22 protein-coding genes are annotated in these 18,285 nt (G+C 61.7%); 12 read left to right on the top strand and 10 right to left on the bottom strand.

The window, feature by feature from the left end; genetic code table 11:
* Window positions 1-5 precede the first annotated feature (5 nt).
* The 11 genes from SOP95_RS03745 to SOP95_RS03695 all read left to right on the top strand — a co-directional run bounded on the left by SOP95_RS03745 (window position 6) and on the right by SOP95_RS03695 (window position 10,221).
* Entirely contained in the window at window positions 6-1,250 is a 1,245-nt protein-coding gene (locus SOP95_RS03745; RefSeq protein WP_323606187.1) for a thiolase family protein, read from the top strand.
* A complete protein-coding gene (locus SOP95_RS03740; RefSeq protein ID WP_323606186.1) occupies window positions 1,247-2,851 on the top strand; it encodes an AMP-binding protein in 1,605 nt (534 codons plus the stop codon). Before SOP95_RS03745 ends, SOP95_RS03740 begins: the two co-directional genes overlap by 4 nt.
* Before the next feature lie 32 nt (window positions 2,852-2,883).
* A complete protein-coding gene (locus tag SOP95_RS03735; protein ID WP_323606185.1) occupies window positions 2,884-4,005 on the top strand; it encodes a saccharopine dehydrogenase family protein in 1,122 nt (373 codons plus the stop codon).
* 47 nt (window positions 4,006-4,052) lie between these two features.
* The gene (locus SOP95_RS03730) at window positions 4,053-4,496 is read left to right on the top strand and encodes a hypothetical protein (RefSeq protein ID WP_323606183.1); all 444 of its coding nucleotides are present in this window, start codon (window positions 4,053-4,055) and stop codon (window positions 4,494-4,496) included.
* A gap of 23 nt (window positions 4,497-4,519) precedes the next feature.
* Complete coding sequence (locus SOP95_RS03725; protein WP_323606182.1) at window positions 4,520-5,335, top strand: SDR family NAD(P)-dependent oxidoreductase; 816 nt, start codon at window positions 4,520-4,522, stop codon at window positions 5,333-5,335.
* Between the two features lie 23 nt (window positions 5,336-5,358).
* Window positions 5,359-6,135, top strand: coding sequence for a glucose 1-dehydrogenase (locus tag SOP95_RS03720; protein ID WP_323606181.1), 777 nt, complete (start codon window positions 5,359-5,361; stop codon window positions 6,133-6,135).
* Window positions 6,136-6,432: 297 nt separating this feature from the next.
* Window positions 6,433-6,609: a hypothetical protein gene (locus SOP95_RS03715; RefSeq protein ID WP_323606179.1), complete on the top strand. Its 177-nt coding sequence runs from the start codon at window positions 6,433-6,435 to the stop codon at window positions 6,607-6,609.
* A gap of 54 nt (window positions 6,610-6,663) precedes the next feature.
* Window positions 6,664-8,115, top strand: coding sequence for a DUF1254 domain-containing protein (locus tag SOP95_RS03710; protein ID WP_323606178.1), 1,452 nt, complete (start codon window positions 6,664-6,666; stop codon window positions 8,113-8,115).
* Window positions 8,116-8,296: 181 nt separating this feature from the next.
* Window positions 8,297-8,713, top strand: a complete 417-nt coding sequence (locus SOP95_RS03705; RefSeq protein ID WP_274075985.1) for a hypothetical protein — start codon at window positions 8,297-8,299, stop codon at window positions 8,711-8,713.
* A gap of 9 nt (window positions 8,714-8,722) precedes the next feature.
* Entirely contained in the window at window positions 8,723-9,241 is a 519-nt protein-coding gene (locus SOP95_RS03700) for a GNAT family N-acetyltransferase (protein WP_323606176.1), read from the top strand.
* A gap of 206 nt (window positions 9,242-9,447) precedes the next feature.
* Window positions 9,448-10,221 carry a ParA family protein gene (locus SOP95_RS03695; RefSeq protein WP_323606175.1) on the top strand — a complete coding sequence of 258 codons (774 nt, stop codon included), beginning with the start codon at window positions 9,448-9,450 and terminating at the stop codon, window positions 10,219-10,221.
* 87 nt (window positions 10,222-10,308) lie between these two features.
* Here SOP95_RS03695 and SOP95_RS03690 read toward each other — a convergent pair whose 3' ends face one another.
* Entirely contained in the window at window positions 10,309-10,518 is a 210-nt protein-coding gene (locus SOP95_RS03690; RefSeq protein ID WP_274075988.1) for a hypothetical protein, read from the bottom strand.
* Window positions 10,519-10,611: 93 nt separating this feature from the next.
* The gene (locus SOP95_RS03685) at window positions 10,612-11,448 is read right to left on the bottom strand and encodes an NAD(P)H-binding protein (protein ID WP_323606174.1); all 837 of its coding nucleotides are present in this window, start codon (window positions 11,446-11,448) and stop codon (window positions 10,612-10,614) included.
* A 167-nt stretch (window positions 11,449-11,615) separates the two neighbouring features.
* Between SOP95_RS03685 and SOP95_RS03680 the strand changes: the two genes are divergently transcribed.
* The gene (locus SOP95_RS03680; RefSeq protein WP_274075990.1) at window positions 11,616-12,257 is read left to right on the top strand and encodes a TetR/AcrR family transcriptional regulator; all 642 of its coding nucleotides are present in this window, start codon (window positions 11,616-11,618) and stop codon (window positions 12,255-12,257) included.
* Window positions 12,258-12,303: 46 nt separating this feature from the next.
* On the opposite strand, the gene SOP95_RS03675 is transcribed toward SOP95_RS03680, so the two are convergent.
* From SOP95_RS03675 to SOP95_RS03640, 8 genes are all read right to left on the bottom strand, one after another.
* Window positions 12,304-12,588, bottom strand: coding sequence for a hypothetical protein (locus tag SOP95_RS03675; RefSeq protein WP_323606172.1), 285 nt, complete (start codon window positions 12,586-12,588; stop codon window positions 12,304-12,306).
* Window positions 12,589-12,788: 200 nt separating this feature from the next.
* Window positions 12,789-13,019 carry a hypothetical protein gene (locus SOP95_RS03670; protein WP_274075992.1) on the bottom strand — a complete coding sequence of 77 codons (231 nt, stop codon included), beginning with the start codon at window positions 13,017-13,019 and terminating at the stop codon, window positions 12,789-12,791.
* A gap of 129 nt (window positions 13,020-13,148) precedes the next feature.
* A complete protein-coding gene (locus SOP95_RS03665) occupies window positions 13,149-13,370 on the bottom strand; it encodes a hypothetical protein (protein WP_323606170.1) in 222 nt (73 codons plus the stop codon).
* Window positions 13,371-13,442: 72 nt separating this feature from the next.
* Window positions 13,443-14,462 carry a DNA topoisomerase IB gene (locus SOP95_RS03660; RefSeq protein ID WP_274075994.1) on the bottom strand — a complete coding sequence of 340 codons (1,020 nt, stop codon included), beginning with the start codon at window positions 14,460-14,462 and terminating at the stop codon, window positions 13,443-13,445.
* A gap of 76 nt (window positions 14,463-14,538) precedes the next feature.
* A complete protein-coding gene (gene modC / locus SOP95_RS03655) occupies window positions 14,539-15,618 on the bottom strand; it encodes a molybdenum ABC transporter ATP-binding protein (RefSeq protein WP_323606169.1) in 1,080 nt (359 codons plus the stop codon).
* A 3-nt stretch (window positions 15,619-15,621) separates the two neighbouring features.
* Complete coding sequence (gene modB / locus SOP95_RS03650) at window positions 15,622-16,302, bottom strand: molybdate ABC transporter permease subunit (RefSeq protein WP_323606167.1); 681 nt, start codon at window positions 16,300-16,302, stop codon at window positions 15,622-15,624.
* Complete coding sequence (modA, locus tag SOP95_RS03645; RefSeq protein ID WP_323606165.1) at window positions 16,303-17,070, bottom strand: molybdate ABC transporter substrate-binding protein; 768 nt, start codon at window positions 17,068-17,070, stop codon at window positions 16,303-16,305.
* A 132-nt stretch (window positions 17,071-17,202) separates the two neighbouring features.
* Window positions 17,203-18,267: an NAD(P)H-dependent flavin oxidoreductase gene (locus SOP95_RS03640; RefSeq protein WP_323606164.1), complete on the bottom strand. Its 1,065-nt coding sequence runs from the start codon at window positions 18,265-18,267 to the stop codon at window positions 17,203-17,205.
* Window positions 18,268-18,285 lie beyond the last annotated feature (18 nt).

Here is an 18,285-nt window from a genome sequence, read left to right as displayed (position 1 = left end):
TCGACATGAAGATGAATGCATACGTTGCCGGTGTGGGCATGGTGCCGTTCGGCAAACACCTGGACAAGACGCTCAAGGGCTTGGCCGGACAGGCGATCCAATTGGCCTTGAACGATGCCGGGCTGGACAAGACGCAGCTACAGGCGGCGTGGATGGGCAATGCCGCCGCCGGTGTGGTGACCGGCCAGGAAATGATCCGTGGCGAAGTGGTGCTGCGGGGCATGGGCATCGGCAAGATTCCCGTGGTCAATGTGGAAAACGCCTGCGCCTCATCGTCCACGGCCTTTCAGCAGGCCTGCGCCATGGTCAGTGCCGGCTATTACGACATCGTCCTGGTGTGCGGCTACGAGAAGCTGTTTCACGAAGACAAGGCCCGCAGTCTCGGGGCGTTTTCCAGCGCCATCGACGTCGAAGACCCCGAAGGTGCGATGAACGTGGTGAAGAAACTCGCCGAGGCTGCAGGCGAGCCGTTCGACGTCGCCGGGGCGGGCAGCAGCCGTTCGGTGTTCATGGACATCTACGCGTTGATGGCCAAGAAGCACATGAAGCAGTACGGCTCGACTGCCGAGCATTTCGCCATGATCGCGGCGAAGAATTCCTTCCATGGCAGCCTCAATGAACGCGCGCAATTTCGTGACGTGCTGACTGTAGAGCAGGTGCTCGGCGCCCGCTCGATCGTCGATCCCTTGACCTTGCCCATGTGCTCGCCGATTGGCGATGGCGCGGCGGCCGTGGTGGTGGTCAGCGAGCGCAAGGCCCGGCAACTCGGCCTGCGCAATCCGGTGCGGGTGGCGGCTTCGGCGCTGGTGTCGGGCTGGGACTTCGAACAGGCCGGCGAAAGCGTCGGCGCCCTGGCGGCTCAACAGGTGTACGCCGCCTCCGGTATCGGCCCGCAGGACCTGTCCTGTGTCGAACTGCATGACGCGTCGGCACCGTCGGAGCTCATGGCCTACGAATACCTGGGCCTGTGCGCGCCCGGTGGCGGTACGCGATTGCTCGAATCCGGGGCGACGCATCTGGGTGGGCGCTTGCCGGTGAACGCTTCCGGCGGCCTGTTGCGCAAAGGCCACCCCATCGGCGCCAGTGGTTGCGCGCAGATCGTCGAATTGACCGAGCAGTTGCAAGGGCGCGCCGGCGCACGGCAGGTCGATAACGCGCGAATCGGTTTGGCCCACAACGGCGGCGGGGCCATCGGCCTGGATGCCGCGGCCACGGTTGTCACTCTATTGGTGCGGGAGAATCTGCGATGAGTCATTACAGCGATCTGAATCTGGCCGGGCTGCTCGGCAACCGGGTTGTGAGCGACCCGCAGCGCTGCGTGCTGACGGTGGAGAACGGCCCGGCAAGCCCGGCGCAGACCCGCACCTATGCGCAGCTGTGGCGCAATGGCCACCGACTGGCCTGGGGCCTGAGCCGGTTGGGACTGCGGCCCGGCGACTGCTTCGCCTTGCTGATGGCCAACCACGCGGAGTTTGTCGATGCGATGGTGGCGGCGGCGATCACCGGCACCGTCTTCGTGCCGATCGACCCGCGGGCCAAGGGCGAGAAGCTGGCGTTCTTTCTCAACAATGCGCGCTGCAAAGGAGTGATTGCCGCCGACTACGCACTGGGCAATCTGCTGGCGGTCCGCGAGCAGCTCGACGATCGCCCCTGGGTGCTGGTCTTGCCCAGCGACGAGGCCGCCGGTGAGTGGCGGAACAGCTCCGATGTGACGCTGTACGCCGATGTCCTGCAGACAAGTCTCGACGATCATCCGTTGGCGGATCTGGCCGACGATGCGCCGATGCAGTTGATCTTCACCTCGGGCACCACGGGCGATCCGAAAGGCATTGTCATGACCCACAGGCGCTATTGCGAGTCGGCCTTGATCACCGACCGCGCCTTTGGCTACCACGCCGACGACCGTCCCTACTCGGGACTGTCGCTGACCCACGCCAACGCCCAACTGGTCACCCTCGGTGCGTCGCTGGCATTGGGCATGCGCTGCGTGCTGTCGCGCAAGTTCACCAAATCTCGGCTGTGGGACATCACCCGCCAGTACGGCTGCACCAGTTTCACCCTGCTGGGCGGCATGACCACGGCGCTGTATGCCGAGGCGGCCCGCCCAGACGACGCCGACAATCCGGTGCGTTTCGTGATTTCCGCCGGCATGCCCAAGGCGATCTGGAATGACTTCGAGCAACGCTTCGGCGTCCAGGTCCTGGAGTTCTACGGCGCTGCCGAGGGTGGGCTGAGCATCAAGCCGATCGGCGTGGGCCCCGTCGGCAGTATCGGCAAGCCGGCGCCGAATCTACGCCATCGCATCGTCGACGAGGCCGGCCATGACTGCGCGCCGGGCGAGCCAGGCGAGCTGCTGTTCCAGCCGGTCGATGGCAGCCCCTACAAGGTCGAGTACTTCAACAACCCCGAAGCCTCGGCAAAGAAGTGCGCGGCCGGCTGGTTGCACATGGGCGATGTGGTGACCCAGGACGCCGAGGGCTGGCTGTTCTTCCAGTACCGCAAAGGCAGCGGCATTCGCCGCAACGGTGAGTTCATCAGCAGCGCCTTCATCGAAAAAGCCATCGCCGAGTGCCCGGAGGTCGACGACGTGTACGTCTATGGCATCCCGGCCAGCAGCGGTGTCCCCGGCGAAAAAGACGTGGTTGCGGCGGTGGTGCCCAAAGACCTGGCGGGCTTCGACCCACAGCGAATCTTCCGGGTCTGCCGCGAGCAGCTTGAGTCCAACTTTGTACCGAGCTACCTGCAGGTGTTGGCGCAGATCCCCAAGACCGCCTCGGAAAAACCCCAGGATCGTTTCCTGCTCGAAGCCCTCGAGCGCGATCGAGCCAACGTGCATCTCGAAGTCCGCTGACAGTCAATTCAAACAACAAGAGGAAAATTCACATGTCCCAAGCACGCAAAGTCCTGATCTATGGCGCCAGCGGCTACACCGGCAAACTGGTAGCCGAATCCCTGGCCCAGCGCGGCATACCGTTCTACATGGCAGGGCGCACCCAGGCCCGTCTGGAAGCGGCGTTGCAGGTAGTCGAAGAACGTCATGGCCAAGCGGTCGATGCGCAAATCGTCGTCGCCAGCAACGATCTGGAATCCTTGCTGCCGCTGTTCGCCGAGGTGGACGTGGTGATCAACGTGGCCGGTCCTTTCATGCAGATCGCCTGGCCGGTGGTCGAGGCTTGCCTGGAAGCGGGCTGCCATTACCTGGATACCACTGGCGAGCAGGACTGGACCGCCACCATCGGCGAGAAATTCGGTGCCGCCTTCGCCGCCAAGGGCCTGTTGCTGTGCCCGGCCAACTCCTTCATGTGGGCCGCCGGCTCCCTGGCCGCCGAAGTGGTGCTGGAGAATCCGCTGATCGACAGCCTGGACATCTGCTACCAGATCGACAACGGCCTGCCCTCGGAAGCCTCGACCAAGTCGTTCCTGCGCATGGTCTGCAACGACGTGTCCCAGTATTACCTGGAGCAGGGTGAGTACAAATCCTGGCCCAATGACGTGGCCTACCAGGTGTCCGTGCCTTACCGCAATGCGCTGCTCAGTGCTCACCCCTGGGGTGGCGCCTGCGAGCCGGTGTGGTTCAAGAACGATCCGCGCGTGCGTAACTGCAAGGTACTGACGGCGGTCGGCGAACACATGATCGGCCCGGTCATCCAGGCGATCAAGGCCTTCAACGCGGTCGCGCCGGGCCTGACCCAGCAGCAGCGTGAAGAGTGGACCAACCACATGGGCGACCAGATGGACACGGGCGAGCCGCCGAAGGATTCGCTGGACGTGCAACGCGGTGTGATCGTGGTGCACGGGCAGGGCCGGCAGATCACCACGTCCTACGTAATGAACCTGTCCGCGGCCTACACCTGGACCGGCGACCTCTGTGCCGAAGGAGCCCTGCGCCTGCTTGAGAACCGGCAGAAGAATGTCGGCTTCCAGTCGCCTGCCAAGGCCTTTGGTCATCGCGAGCTGATCCAGTTCTTCCACGAGCGCGGCTATTGCAGCGCATTGCCGGCCTGAACAGCCAGTTGCCCAGCCTGAACGGTTCATCGCAAGCGGAGAAAGATATGCCCCCAGTCGTCCTGGATAAACCAGCCCGTACGGTTCACGCCCCGCGCGCGGCAGCACGCGATGTGCGGCTTCACGCCCGCTGGCTGTTCGGCATCGCGGCCGCCTTCAATGTGGCCGTGGCCTCGGGCCTGCTGTTTTGCCAATCCTGGCTGGCACCCCTGTTGGGGCTGACGCCGGCCTACGGCAGCAATGCCTTGTTCCTCGACCTGACGGCGATGCTGATTGCGGTGTTCGGCTACGCCTATGCGCGAGTCGCCGGCCATCCGCAGCGTTTTCGCCCTTACATCGCCTTGGGCGTGCTGGGCAAGACGCTGGTGGTGCTGCTGGTGTTCGGTCATTGGCTGCTGGGAGACATTGGCTGGCAACTGCCGCTGCTGGCCAGCGCCGACGCACTGTTCAGCCTGCTGTTCCTGGCTTTCCTGCGCCGTTTACCGGCGTGAGCAAACACGAGAGAAAAATCACGATGAATACTGTATTCGAACGATTCGCCCTGGCCGGCAAGGTCGCCCTGGTCACTGGCGCCGCGCAAGGCCTGGGTGCCGAAACTGCGCACACCCTGGCCATGGCGGGCGCCAAAGTGATGGTCAGCGACCTGCAACTCGAGCAGGCGCAAGCCACCGCCGAACGTATCCGTGCGGCAGGCGGCGAAGCCCTGGCCATGGTGCATGACGTGACCGACGAAGCCCAATGGCAGCAGGTGGTCGCCGCAACGGTCGAGGCCTTCGGCGGGCTCGACGTGCTGGTCAACAACGCGGGCATCGAGAAGATGGCGCTGTTTACCGAAGCCTGCGTCGAGGACTTCCGCCTGATGCACGAGATCAACGTCACCGGCGTGTTCCTCGGCATCAAGCACGCCGCCCGGGTCATGCGCCCGGGCGCCGCCGCGGGCAAGGGCGGTTCGATCATCAACCTGTCGTCGGTGGCCGGCCTGGTGGGTATGCCGGCGCTTGGCGGTTATTGCTCCTCCAAAGGTGCGGTGCGCCTGATGAGCAAGGCAGCGGCCGTGGAGTTCGCTCGCCTGGGCTATGGCGTTCGCGTCAACTCGATCCACCCGGCAATCATCAAGACCGACATGGGCGTCAATGTGGTGCGTGGTTTTGTCGCCATTGGCCTGGCGCCCGACGAAGCCAGCGCCGACGCGTACGCCGAGTCTCTGCACCCGCTCGGCTACGGCCAGCCGCAGGATGTTTCCAGCGCCGTGCTGTTCCTCGCGTCCGAGGCGTCGCGCTGGAGCACCGGCAGCGAAATCGTCATCGACGGCGGCGCTTGCGCCTGCTGACTGTCTGAAGAAAGGAGAAACTCATGAGTCGTCTGCACAACAAGGTTTGCCTGGTGACTGGCGCCGCGAGCGGTATCGGCCTGGCGATCGCCGAAGCCTTCCTGCGCGAAGGCGCAAAGGTCCTGTTGACCGATATCGATGTGGCGAATGGCGAAAGCGCCGTTGCCCGCTTGCAGGAAGAAGGCCTGGCGGCAGACTTCCATGTTCATGACGCCAGTTCGCAGGAGCAATGGCAGCAGGTCATGGACGCCGTCCAGCAACGCTGGGGACGCCTCGACGTATTGGTCAACAACGCGGGCATCGCCATCATCGCCGACGTGGAAACCCTGACCCTGGCGCAGTGGCGCAAGACCAACGCGGTCAACCTCGACGGTGTATTCCTTGGCACCCAACAGGCCATCGCGGCCATGAAGGGGCAGGGCAGCGGGGCGATCATCAACATCGCGTCCATCGAAGGCATCATCGGCGAGCCACTGGTGCCGTCCTACAACGCCAGCAAGGGCGGTGTGCGCATCTTCACACGCGCAGCCGCCGCCCATTGCGCGCGCCTGGGCTATGGCATCCGCATCAACAACCTATGCCCGGGTTTCATCTCGACCGCGATGTTCACTGGCGGCCTGGGCACCATCAGCGCGGAACAGGCGCAACAGTTCCAGGGTTTCCTGCAGCAGCGCATCCCCATGGGCCGCGTAGGCGCCCCTGAGGAAATCGCCAAGGCCGCGCTCTTCCTGGCATCGGACGATGCCAGCTATGTAACGGGTACTGACCTGGTGGTCGACGGAGGTTATCTGGCGCAGTGACTGCGGGTCGCTGTGCTGTGTTTTTGGGGCGGAGCCTGGGTAATCCTCGGGGTTCGCCCTTTTTTTTTGCCGCCCGGTTCCCCCCATGTGGGGGATCAATGCGCGCCGGGGGAATTTGCATAGTCCTCCTGCCTCTCGACTGCCCAGAGTCGAGCCGCCCGATAACAACAATCACAACAATCGAGGACCTGCGCATGCGCTATCCGCTTCATTCCTGGCCACGGACCCGGCGATCTTCCGCGGTGACCGTGTGTCGCCAGCCATCCGCCGTGTCAACTGAACGCGGGGGACTCAATCATGGCTTCTGAATGGATGGGCAAGGTTGCGCGTGCCCTCGAACTGATACTGCCTTCGCTAGTGATCGCCGGGGCCATCGCCTTCGCCTCATACCCGCCCGCCTGGTACGCCGTACAGGACCAACTGCGCAGCCAGTCAACCAGCTGCGTCTGGTTTTGCTGGTTCTGGTCATTCTGACCCGAACACCCTCACAGAAAGGGAAGGCCCCTCCAATACAAGGAAAACACGCTAATGTTCTCGCTCCGATTTTCACCTATTGCGGCCGCCGTCGGCCTGGCCTTGTCGATAAACCTGGGGGCCGTGGCCCAGGAAAAAACGCCGCTCAACGCTGCTGAGTCGACTCAGGTTTACCAGAAGGCCCAGGAAGATTACGCCTACCTCATCGGCAAACAGGCTTACATCTGGGGCTGGCCGGCGGTCAACCTGCATAACCGCCGCGCCGCCATGCAGCCGGTGCCACGTCCGGGGCTGGTCGGCGGCATCATTCCGGTGGCCCCGGTCAATCAGTTGAGCATGTTGACCGACTACCTCGATGCCGGGCAGCGCTTTGTGCTGACCCCTAACCAGGACGTGATCTACGGCCAGATGTTCACCGACCTCGGCAAGGGCCCGGTGGTGTTCCAGATCCCCGACTTTGGCGCACGCTACTGGGTGCTGCATTGCATGGACGCCTATACCGAAGTGTTCGCGGCCCCCGGCTCGCGGATCAAGTCCAAACCTGGTTTCTACATGATCGTCGGACCGGACTGGCAGGGTGAAAAACCGGCCGGGGTGGTCGAGATGTTGCGCTCGCCGACCAACCTGGCCTGGGTGGTGCCGCGCATCTTCATGGATGACGACATTCAGGACCGGGAGGCCGTGCGCTCGCTGGTCAACCAGGTCAACGCCTATCCGCTCAGCCAGTTCGATGGCAAACCCAGGAACGTCGATTGGCACGCCCTGCCGACATTTCCGGCCCCGGCACACAGCAAGGGAGAAGTGCGCTGGGTCAAGGACGAAACCTTCTGGGCCGACCTGGCGACAGTCCTCTTAGAGAACCAGCCACGCCCGGAGGAGGCGGCACTGGTGGACACCTTCAAGCGCACGCTGGAGTTTGCCAAGACCAACCCGGCCATCCAGCGAGGCCTGGACCGGGCACTGGCGCATGGTGCACTGGTGCTCAATGCCGGGTTTTCGTTCAGCATCCACCCCAACAAATTCGGCAACCAGTGGGCGGCCGACCTGACTGCTGGCGCAGCAGGCAGCAACTACTTGCGCCGTGCCTGGGTAGCCAAGGCCTACATCGCCACCAACAAGCCGGACGACGCGCTGTATCTGGGCACCGACTACGATGGCCGCGGGGAACGGCTTGAGGGCTCGAAGCCGTACAGCCTGACATTTGCGGCCGATCAACTACCGCCGGCCGAGGCGTTCTGGTCAATATCGGCGTACGACGGTGAGCACTTTTTCGAACCCAACCCGATCAATCGCTATTCAATCGGCACCAAGAATCGGGACCTGAAGAAGAATGCCGACGGTTCGCTGACGATTTACCTGCAACACCCTTCGCCAGGGGCTGACAAGGAAAGCAACTGGCTGCCGGTACCCAAGGGCGACTTCAGCTTGTTGTTGCGCCTGTACAGCCCGGGACAAAGCGTGGTCAAGGGTGAGTACATGATGCCGCCTGTGAGCACGATCATGTAAACGTTGATGGCAGCAATGTCCTGATCTTCTTGGCATCGGCAGCCAGGTGCTCGTTCGCTTCACTCACTGGGAGCGCGCCGGTTACCGCAAACATTATTAGCGCCTGAAATCGGCGGTTACTTCGTAACCCTGGGGTGTCAAGCAGTTTGTGATATTCTTGCTTCTCAACAGGAGCAACACCGTGACCAAGCAAGCAGAAAACAAACCACTGCCACCGACAGGCAGCAAGAAGGCGCATTTCGACGTCCGACTCGGCGACGATCGCATTGTGGTTGTGTCCTCGCGTGCAAGCGAAGTGGTTGAGCGACAAGCCGCAAAGGCTTTTGCCGGCAGTGGTCTGAGTCAGTCGGGTGTATACAAAGCCCCTCGTACTCCACGAGTCCCGCACCTTCAGAATCTGGAGCGGGAGCTTCGCGACCTGAAAAAAGTCGTCGATGCCCTCGCGGTCCGCTCCGTTGTGCACGATCAGTCGGCCCAGGTTTCTGACTCTGTTGATTTCGAGGGCATGACGGTGCTGGATGCTGACACTGCATACCAGCTGCTCGACAATCCTCCCGAGCCTAATCAGGCGCTGCGCAATCTGCTTGCCTTACGCTAAGGGCTTTTAATGGATTTCATCACCGTCGACTTTGATAAGTCGATAGATCGCGCTGCGTTAGACTGCGGAGTTCATCCAGCCCTCAACACATATATTGCCCAGCACGCTGGTCAGGACGAAAAGCGTAACATTTCCCGGACGTTCATGTATCTGCAGGACGGAGTTCTGCTGGGCTACTACACCCTGGCCAACACCGCTGTGGCGCTCGATCAGCTCAGTGATGAGATGAAAAAGAAGTTGCCTCGGTATCCGATGCCGGCAGTGCTGCTGAGCAGGCTTGGCGTTGACAAGCGCATGCAGAAGAAGGGGTTGGGTCAGCGGTTGATGGCTGATTTCTTTCGCCGCGTGTACGCGGTATCGAAGCACTGTGGCGTGGCTTTCATCGTTGTTGATGCAAAAGACGAGGCTGCTGCAGCTTACTACCAGAGCCTGCAGTTCATGCCCTCCAAGGACAACCCACTTCGCCTTGTTTTGTCTGCGTCGACGATCATCCAAGGTATGCGCGAGCAGGAGGCCCGGCATGGCTGAGTTTTGTTCGAGTACTTCACTAGCGCTTCGGCGAACGTTGATGTGAGATACAGGCCTTGAAGAGCTCTTTTAGGAGCCCAGCGCTCTAACTCGTGGCTTGCGCCAACCACTGTCGCAATACTGTAATAATTCAGTCATAGAATTGACACGACTTCTTACAGTTTCCCTCAGTCGGCCTCTGGCCTTTTCATGGATGAGCAAGTCCCATGCGTCGTGTCGTATTCAATCAGAAAGGCGGTGTCGGAAAATCCAGCATTGCCTGCAACCTCGCCGCCGTCAGTGCTGCCGAAGGTTACCGGACGCTGCTGGTTGATCTCGATCCCCAGGCTAATTCGACCCACTATCTCACCGGGCTGATGAACGAGAACATTCCTGCGGGGATCGCCGATTTTTTCAAGCAGACCTTGTCCAGCGGGTTCGAGGGCAGGAAGAATCGCGTGAACATCACCCGCACGCCTTACGCCAATCTCGACCTGGTGACGGCCAGTGCCGAGCTGTCCGAGCTGCAGTCAAAACTGGAGAGCAAGTTCAAGATCAACAAGCTGCGCAAGTTGCTGGTCGCACTGTCCGAGGACTACGAGCGCATCTACATCGACACACCGCCGTCACTGAATTTCTACACCTTCAGCGCGCTGGTGGCGGCGGACCGTTTGCTGATTCCGTTCGATTGCGACAGGTTTTCTCGCCAGGCGTTGTATCGTGTCATCGCCCAGGTGGAAGAGTTGCGCCTTGATCACAATGAATCACTGACAGTGGAAGGGGTGGTGGTCAACCAGTTCACCGGTCACACCGGCTTGCACCAGATGCTGGTGGATGAGCTGATGGCCGAAGGTTTGCCGGTGCTGCCGGTATACCTGAGCAGCTCGGTGAAGATGCGCGAGTCTCATGAGGTGTCGGTTCCCCTCGTGCATTTCGCCCCTCGGCATAAGCTGTCGCTGGAGTTTGCCAACTTGCTGGATGCCTTGGAACGAGCTGCTTAGGGAGCTCCCGGAGATCAAGGGTTTGCGGACTAAAGCTAATGCAAACCCTTGTGTGTTCGACTTCGTCTATTGCTGTCCTTTGCGTCGTTACTCCTGTTTGTGTTCAGCGTTCAGGTCTGCCTTGCGTCGATCGCTGCCGTTGGGATTGCCGACATCGATCAGTCTTCTTTCCAGCAGAATGGTTTGCAGGGCCTCGCGGTCCGACGGGGTCATTTGATGTTCTCGCTCCTTGAGTTCAAGCAGGATCGGGCTGGACCACTGGCGATAGGTTTGTTCGGCATTACGAGTGGATGACATCGCTTCCTCCATGGGCTGACTTCTGCCAATCAAGACGCCTTGGTTCGATACGCAAAGTGACCCTAGCCGAGGAAGGCCATTGTTGCCAATGCCTCACATCGGACGGTTCCAGGCACCCGTCGCCGCAGTGCGCCGGACGTAGTCGCTGAAGTCCCGCGCCGGACGCCCAAGCGCGTGTTGCACGCCGTCGGCGACCGCTGTGTTTCGGCCGTCGAGCACGGTGGTGAACAGGTACATGACCAGGTCGATCAGGGGCGGTGGAAGTTGTTGCTGTTCCAGCGCCTGGCGATAGTCATCGGCCGGTACGGACAGGAAGCCGATGTCGCAGTTGGTGGCTTGGGCAATCTCCGTGACGGCCTGCGCGAATGTCAGCGCGCGTGGTCCGGTCAGTTCATAGAGCTGGCCTGAATGTCCGGGTTGAGTCAGTGCCGCGACCGCGACGTCGGCGATGTCTTCTGCGTCGACAAAAGGCTCCGGGATCGGCCCGACGGGGAGGGCCAGTTCACCTTCGAGGATCGGTTCGAGAAAGTGCGCTTCGCTGAAGTTCTGGCAGAACCAACTGGCCCTGAGCAGGGTCCAGTCGACGCCACTGTTCTGCACTACGCGTTCGGCCTGTTGCGCCTCGACCTCCCCGCGGCCCGACAACAACACCAACTTGCGCACGCCTGATTGAACAGCCTGGTCGGTGAATGCCTGGATGCTCTCCAAGGCGCCTGGAACCGCAAGGTCGGGTTGATAGCTGATGTAGGCCGAGTGGACGCCTTGGAGCACCGCGGCCCAAGTCGATCGATCCTCCCAGTCAAAGGCCGGGGTCGCCCCTCGGCAACCCTGGCGAACGGGCAAGCCAAGTGCTTGCAGGCGTTGAACGATGCGCCCACCGGTTTTGCCGGTCGCGCCGAGAATCAGCAGGGTTTCTTGAGAGGTTATCATCGCGTTCATCTCCAGCCACTAATGTGAGTGATGCTCATGTTTTAAAGATGATAAACCCTCATGTTTTTCCGTCAATCGACCGAAGTGCAAAAACCGACGTATGGGCACGCCTTCACACAATGCTAAGGTGAGTCATCGTCATGTTATAGAAAAGGGGAGGAACCCAAGTGACAGACAAGGCCACTGAAACGCCCCAACAGGCAACGATTCGACGCGTCCCTGCGCAACAACGCAGTCGCGAGCGTCAGGAGCGCATACTTGCCGTGGCGACGGACTTGATTTCGAGCAAAGGCAGCGACCAGGTGAAGATGAGTGAAATCGCCGCGCTGTCGCAGATTTCAATTGGCTCGCTTTATCAATACTTCCCCGACAAGAGCTCGATCATCCGCACTTTGGCCGAGCGCTATAACGCTGAAAGTCGTCGCTGCATCGAACAGGCGCTGGGGGAGGTCGAGGATGTGCAAGGGTTGCAGGCGGCCTATTCGACGTTGCTCGACCAGTATTACGACATTGTCCTGGCGACACCGGCGATGCGTGACATCTGGTCCGGCATGCAGGCCGACAAGCAACTGCTCGAGCTGGAACTGCAGGAGAGTCGAATCGCTGGCGACTTGTTGGCCCAGGCCATGTTGCGGGTAACACCAGGCGCCGACGCCCAGCAGTTGGCGGATGCGGCTTTCTTGATCTGGCACCTGGGCGAAGCGACGATGCGGCTGGCGGTGTCGTCCGGGCCAGAGGAAGGGTGCAGGTTGGTGGAGTCCTTCAAGCGCATGTCACTGCACGAAATCCTCGGGCTGGTGTGCCATTGACCACTAAGGATCGGAGTCGACAGGATCGACCCCGATCCTGTTGCCTCTAGACAAATCCCTGCCCATGAAAACCCCGCGGCAGCCGTTGCAGGCCTGTCATGGCGGACAGTCGCTCGATCCAGTCCTGGCGCCAGTCTATGAGCACATGAGGGGTTCTTGCCTTGCGTGCGGCGCGGCGGGCGGCGTTGCGCTCGCTCTTGCGCGCCTCTTTGTAAGCGTCGGTGTTGCGACAGCTTCTGCATTTGACCCGATTCAGTTCCCGGGTTGAGGTGAGGTTGTTGCCTGTGTGTCCGCAGGCGAGGTGCCCGCTGACTTTGAAGTGGGTAACCATCTGAACGCCTCCTTCGTGGCGAGGTGATCATTGGACAACCCAGGCTTGCTGACGTTCGCCGCTTGAGGGCGTAAAAAATCCCAGCGCCGGGCTGGGTTGGGGGGCCAGAATCGCAGAGACACACACACGCGGTGACGATAGTGTCGCCGGTCATGTGTCCCGCGTCAGGTCGTGTCTGTGCAGCGGTATCCGAATCGCAATTATCTGAACCGTGGCAGCGGCGGATCGACTGGCCGCAGCGCCGACAGGGTGTTGCGGATCAGCGGCGTATCCTTTTCGATATCGTTCAGCCGGTCACGGATCCTGAGCGCAGTCGGGTGTCCGCCTTGATGATCGACCCAGTCGGCGATTTCCTTGCACGCGGCAGCCAGGCGAACCTGACGGGAGTCGAGCAGGGTGAGCAGGGTGGTGATGGACTCTTTTTCGGACATGGGGAACACCTCCGTTAAGAAACCTGAAGATTGGCAGTAAAAAGCCCGCCGCCAGCGAGCTTCCACCGATGAGGCGCTGATCCTTCAGCACTGTCTCAGTATAGACCGTAACCGCTTGGCGAATGCTCGTCAGCCTTGCCGGGCCGTCATTTGTGATCGGGCGTTGAGCTCTCGACATACGTATTGGGCATCGCGTTCAAGATCGTAGCCGTCGCCGATGAAGCCATTGGTGCGAGTATCGGCGATGCGGTACCAGACGGCGGCGTCAGCGGGTTGATGCACGGTTTCTCCAGCCCGGCGTCCATGGATGATGATCTTGTTGCAGCGCTTGACGACAAAAATGTCTTCCATGGCTTCACCGCAGCTGATTCGTGTACAGATCTACTATAGAAGCCATTTGCAATCGTGCAAAAAATAGGCAGGTCAGTTCGTCGGTTCAGACGCCATTTTCTCAAGCAGCATCGCCAGCGCGACTTCCTCGGCCCGTAGGCCTTTGCGCACCCTCGGCCTTGGCAATTGCGCCAGGGCGCCGAGGGGAAAACCCTCGAGCACCGCCGGGTGGATGTAGCACTTGCGGCAGACTGCCGGGGTGTTGCCCAACTGCCGGGCGACGTCCTTGACCATCGCCACCACATGCTGCTTGGCCTGTGATTCGGGTTGCCACTCAAGCTCGCGCAACACCGACAGGGCCAGGGCGCTGCCGGCCCAGGTTCGGTAATCCTTGGCGGTGAAGTCGGCGCCGGTCAGGTCTTGCAGGTAGGCGTTGACGTCGGCGGAAGTGATGGTGTGTCGCTCACCGTTTTCATCGAGGTACTGGAACAGGTTTTGCCCGGGAATCTCCTGGCAGCGCTTGACGATCCGCGCCAGTCGCCGGTCCTTCACGGTAATTTGATGTTCGATGCCACTCTTGCCGCGAAACTGGAACAGGATCGCACTGCCGTTGACCTCCACATGCCGGTCGCGCAGGGTGGTCAGGCCATAGGAGCGGTTGTCCCGGGCGTACTGGGCATTGCCGACACGGATCAGCGTCGCGTCGAGCAGGGTGATGACCGTGGCCATGACCTTGTCGCGACTGAAACCCGGCGCCGCCAGCAAGGCTTCCAGCTGTTTGCGCAACTTCGGCAGGGCCAGTCCGAAATCCCGCAGGCGTGAGTATTTGTCGCTGTCGCGCACTTCTCGCCAGCGCGGGTGATAGCGGTACTGCTTGCGCCCACGGGCGTCGCGGCCGGTGGCTTGCAGGTGGCCGCGCGGGTCGGTGCAGATCCACACGTCGGTGTAGGCCGGTGGGACCGCCAAGGCATTGATGCGCTGGATCTCCTCCGGGTCGACGATGCGCTGGCCCGAGGGCTCGAAATAGCAGAATTTGCCGCGCAGTTTCCGGCGGGTGATGCCCGGCTGGGTGTCATCGACGTAATGCAGGTCACGGGGCAGTGCATCGGGCATGGCGGTTGTCCTGGGCGAGGGATCGAGGGGCCGTTACAGCCATTGACCCCAGGCCGCGCCAGTCGTGCCAACGACGTTACGCCAACACGGCCACGGCCTTGATCTGGGCCCAGAGTCGTTGGCCCGGGTGCAGGTTCAAGTGATCCCGGGAATAGCGGGTGATGCGCGCCAGCAACGGGCTGCCCGCGGCATCCAGGCGCACCAGTACATGGGCGCTGTTGTCGGCGGCCATTTCACTGACCACCGTGACCGGCAGGCGATTGAGGATGCTGCTTTGTTCGTCGCCGTGCAGGCTCAGGCTGACGTCCCGCGCCTGAACCTTGCAGCGCAGCGCCTGGCCCACGGCCATCGGCGTGTGGGCCACGCGGATGTTCAGGTCGGTGTCGGGCAGTTGCAAGGTCAACAACTGGTAGTGGGCGTCATAGGCCGCGACATGCCCCTGGATCACCACGCCGGCGTCGTCCCCCAGCGCCAGCGGCAAGTCGAGGCGGGCCAGGGTCTGGCCGATGGGGCCACTGGCCAGTGCCTTGCCGTCGCTGAGCAGGACGATGTGGTCGGCCAGTTGCGCGACTTCGTCCTGGGAGTGACTGACATACAGCACCGGGATGTCCAGCTCATCGTGCAGGCGTTGCAGGTAAGGCAGGATCTCGCTTTTGCGTTGAGCGTCCAGCGCGGCCAAGGGTTCGTCCATCAACAACAGCGTCGGGCTGGTGAGCAGCGCGCGTGCCATGCCCACGCGCTGGCGTTCGCCGCCGGACAGGTGCTGCGGATGGCGATCGAGCAGGTGGCTGATGCCCAGCAGCTCGGTCGCATGGGCCATGTCGACCCGGCGCTGTTGCCGGGGGATGCGCTTGAGGCCGAACTGCAGGTTGGCCAGCACCGACAGGTGAGGAAACAGACTGGCTTCCTGAAAGACGTAACCCAGTGCGCGCTTGTGCGGCGGGACGAAAATTCCCTTGTCGCTGTCTTGCCACACTTCATCGTTGACCTGGACAAACCCCTGGTCGGCCCGTTCCAGCCCGGCGATGCAGCGCAGGCAGGTGGTCTTGCCAGACCCGGAGTGACCGTACAGCGCCGTGACCCCTCGGCCGGGCAACTGCAGGTCGACATCGAGGGCGAATCCCGAATAGCCCAACTTCAGACGCGTGTGAATCATCGATCAGCTCCAGCCTGCTTTGGTTTTACGGCTGGAGTACAGCGCCAGCAACACCGCAAAAGAGAACACCAGCATGACCCCGGCCAGCCAATGGGCCTGGGCATATTCCATGGCTTCGACGTGATCGTAGATCTGTACCGAGACCACCCGGGTCTTGTCGGGGATGTTGCCGCCGATCATCAGCACCACGCCGAACTCGCCGACGGTGTGGGCGAAGCCGAGGATGGCCGCCGTGATGAAACCGGGGCGGGCCAGGGGCAAGGTGACGCTGAAAAAGCTGTCCCAGGGACCGGCGCGCAGGGTCGCGGCCACTTCCAGAGGGCGGGTGCCAATGGCGGAAAAAGCGTTCTGCAGCGGCTGGACCACGAACGGCATCGAGTACAGCACCGAGCCGATCACCAGGCCTGCAAAACTGAACGTGAGGGTGCCCAGGCCCAGGAATTGGGTGAACTGGCCGACGAACCCGTGGGGGCCGAGCGCCAGCAACAGATAAAAACCGATCACCGTGGGCGGCAGCACCAGGGGCAGGGCGACGATCGCCCCGACCGGGCCGCGCAACCAGGATTGGGTGCGCGAAAGCCATAACGCCAGCGGAGTGCCAACCAGCAACAGGATGACGGTCGTCAGGGACGCCAGTTTCAGGGTCAGCCAGATGGCGGAAAAGTCGGCACTCGTCAGCGACATTTAGATTTGGTAACCGTAGGATTTGATGATGGCAGCGGCTTTTGGCCCCTTCAGGTAGTCAACCAGTGCCTTGGCGGCCGGATTGTCCTTGCCTTTGTTGAGGATGACCGCGTCCTGTTTGATCGGGTCGTGCAGGTTGGCCGGAACGATCCACGCCGAACCGCTGGTGATCTTGCCGTCCTTGTAGATCTGCGACAGGGCGACAAAACCCAGTTCGGCGTTGCCGGTGGACACGAACTGGTAGGCCTGGGTGATGTTCTGGCCTTCGACGATCTTGTCCTTGACCTTGTCGGTCAGGCCCTGCCTGGCCAGTACCTGGGTCGCTGCCAGGCCGTAGGGAGCGGCTTTCGGGTTGGCGATCGACAAATGCTGATACGTGTTATCGGCCAGCACTTTGCCCTTGTCATCGACGTAGCCTTCCTTGGCCGACCAAAGCGCCAGGGTGCCGACGGCGTAGGTGAAGCGCGAGCCCTTGACAGCGTCGCCTTCGGCTTCAAGTTTTTGCGCGGTGGTGTCGTCTGCCGAGAGGAACACTTCGAACGGCGCGCCATTCTTGATCTGGGTGTAGAACTGGCCGGTGGCACCGAACGCAGTCACCAGCTTGTGCCCGGTGTCCTTCTCGAAATTGGCGGCGATGGCCTGGATCGGCGCGGTGAAGTTGGCAGCGACAGCGACCTGCACCTCGTCCGCCTGGGCGGAGCCGAAGGCAAACACGGCAAGCACGCTCGCCAGGCAGGTGGGGGCAAAACGTGAGGCGCGAAGGGTCATGAAACGGCTCCGTCATGGGCAGGTGTTGCGAGGGGTGATTCGTTATATAGATGAATATATAGCGAAATGCCTGTAAACGGAATGCGTTGCAGCGCGGTTATGGCGAGTGAGGTTGTCACTCGCCACAAACCCTCAGCGATGTAGCAATTTCGCCAAGCCTTCTTCGGCCAGGCGCCGGGTCAGTTCAGCGCTGCTCAACTCGACGCCCAGGGTAAACGCCTGCCCCGCCCAGAGGTTACTGAAGTCTGCCTCGCCTTTGGCGCGCAACGGCATCAATGCACCGCCCGCGAGGGGGAAGCGCGGTGCCTGGGCGCTCATCGGTCCGAGTTCGCGCATCACCCGATTGATAATCCCTCGCGCCGGACGCCCGGTGAAAATATTGGTGAGCGCCGTCTCGCTTTCCCTGGCGGTGCGTAACGCCTTGTGATGCGAGGCACTGACCTTGGCCTCCGGCGTGAACAGGTACGCGGTGCCCACTTGCACCGCTGAAGCCCCCAACATGAACGCCGCCGCCACACCTCGCGCATCGGTTATGCCACCAGCGGCAATCACCGGCACTTTCACCGCGTCGACGACCTGCGGTACCAGGGCGAAGGTGCCAACCTGACTGCTCAGGTCATCACTGAGAAACATGCCCCGGTGTCCGCCCGCTTCGTAACCCATGGCGATGATTGCGTCGCAGCCATGCTGCTCGAGCCAGATGGCCTCTTCGACCGTGGTGGCCGAGGACAGCACTTTTGCTCCGGTGGCTTTCACTCGATCCAGCAGGGATTTTTCCGGCAGGCCAAAGTGGAAACTCACCACCTCGGGGCGTAATTCTTCAACCACTTCGCAGGCGGCCTGATCGAACGGCGCGCGGTTGGACACTGGCGTCGGCGCATCGAAGTCGACACCCAGTTCGCGGTAATAAGGTTGCAGCAGGTTCTTCCAGTCCCGGGCGCGTTGCTCGTCCACCGCCGGTGGTTGATGGCAGAAGTAGTTGACGTTGATCGGGCGCTGGCATTCTTGACGGATGCGCTTGAGCTCTTCACGCAATTGCTCGACGCTCAGCATGGCGGCAGGCATCGAGCCGAGGCCGCCGGCGTTGCTCGCCGCAATGACCATGTCCGCGGTGGTGGCGCCAGCCATGGGGGCCTGGATGATCGGCAGTTCTATCCCGAGCAGGTCAAGCAGGCGGGTATCTGGCCATTGGCTCATTTCAGCAGTCCTCCGTCG

The organism is Pseudomonas sp. YuFO8 (assembly GCF_035065025.1).
Lineage (GTDB): Bacteria > Pseudomonadota > Gammaproteobacteria > Pseudomonadales > Pseudomonadaceae > Aquipseudomonas > Aquipseudomonas putida_AE.
The sequence above is the reverse complement of the archived record's forward strand: the minus strand, read 5'-3'. Positions and strand labels throughout refer to the sequence as shown.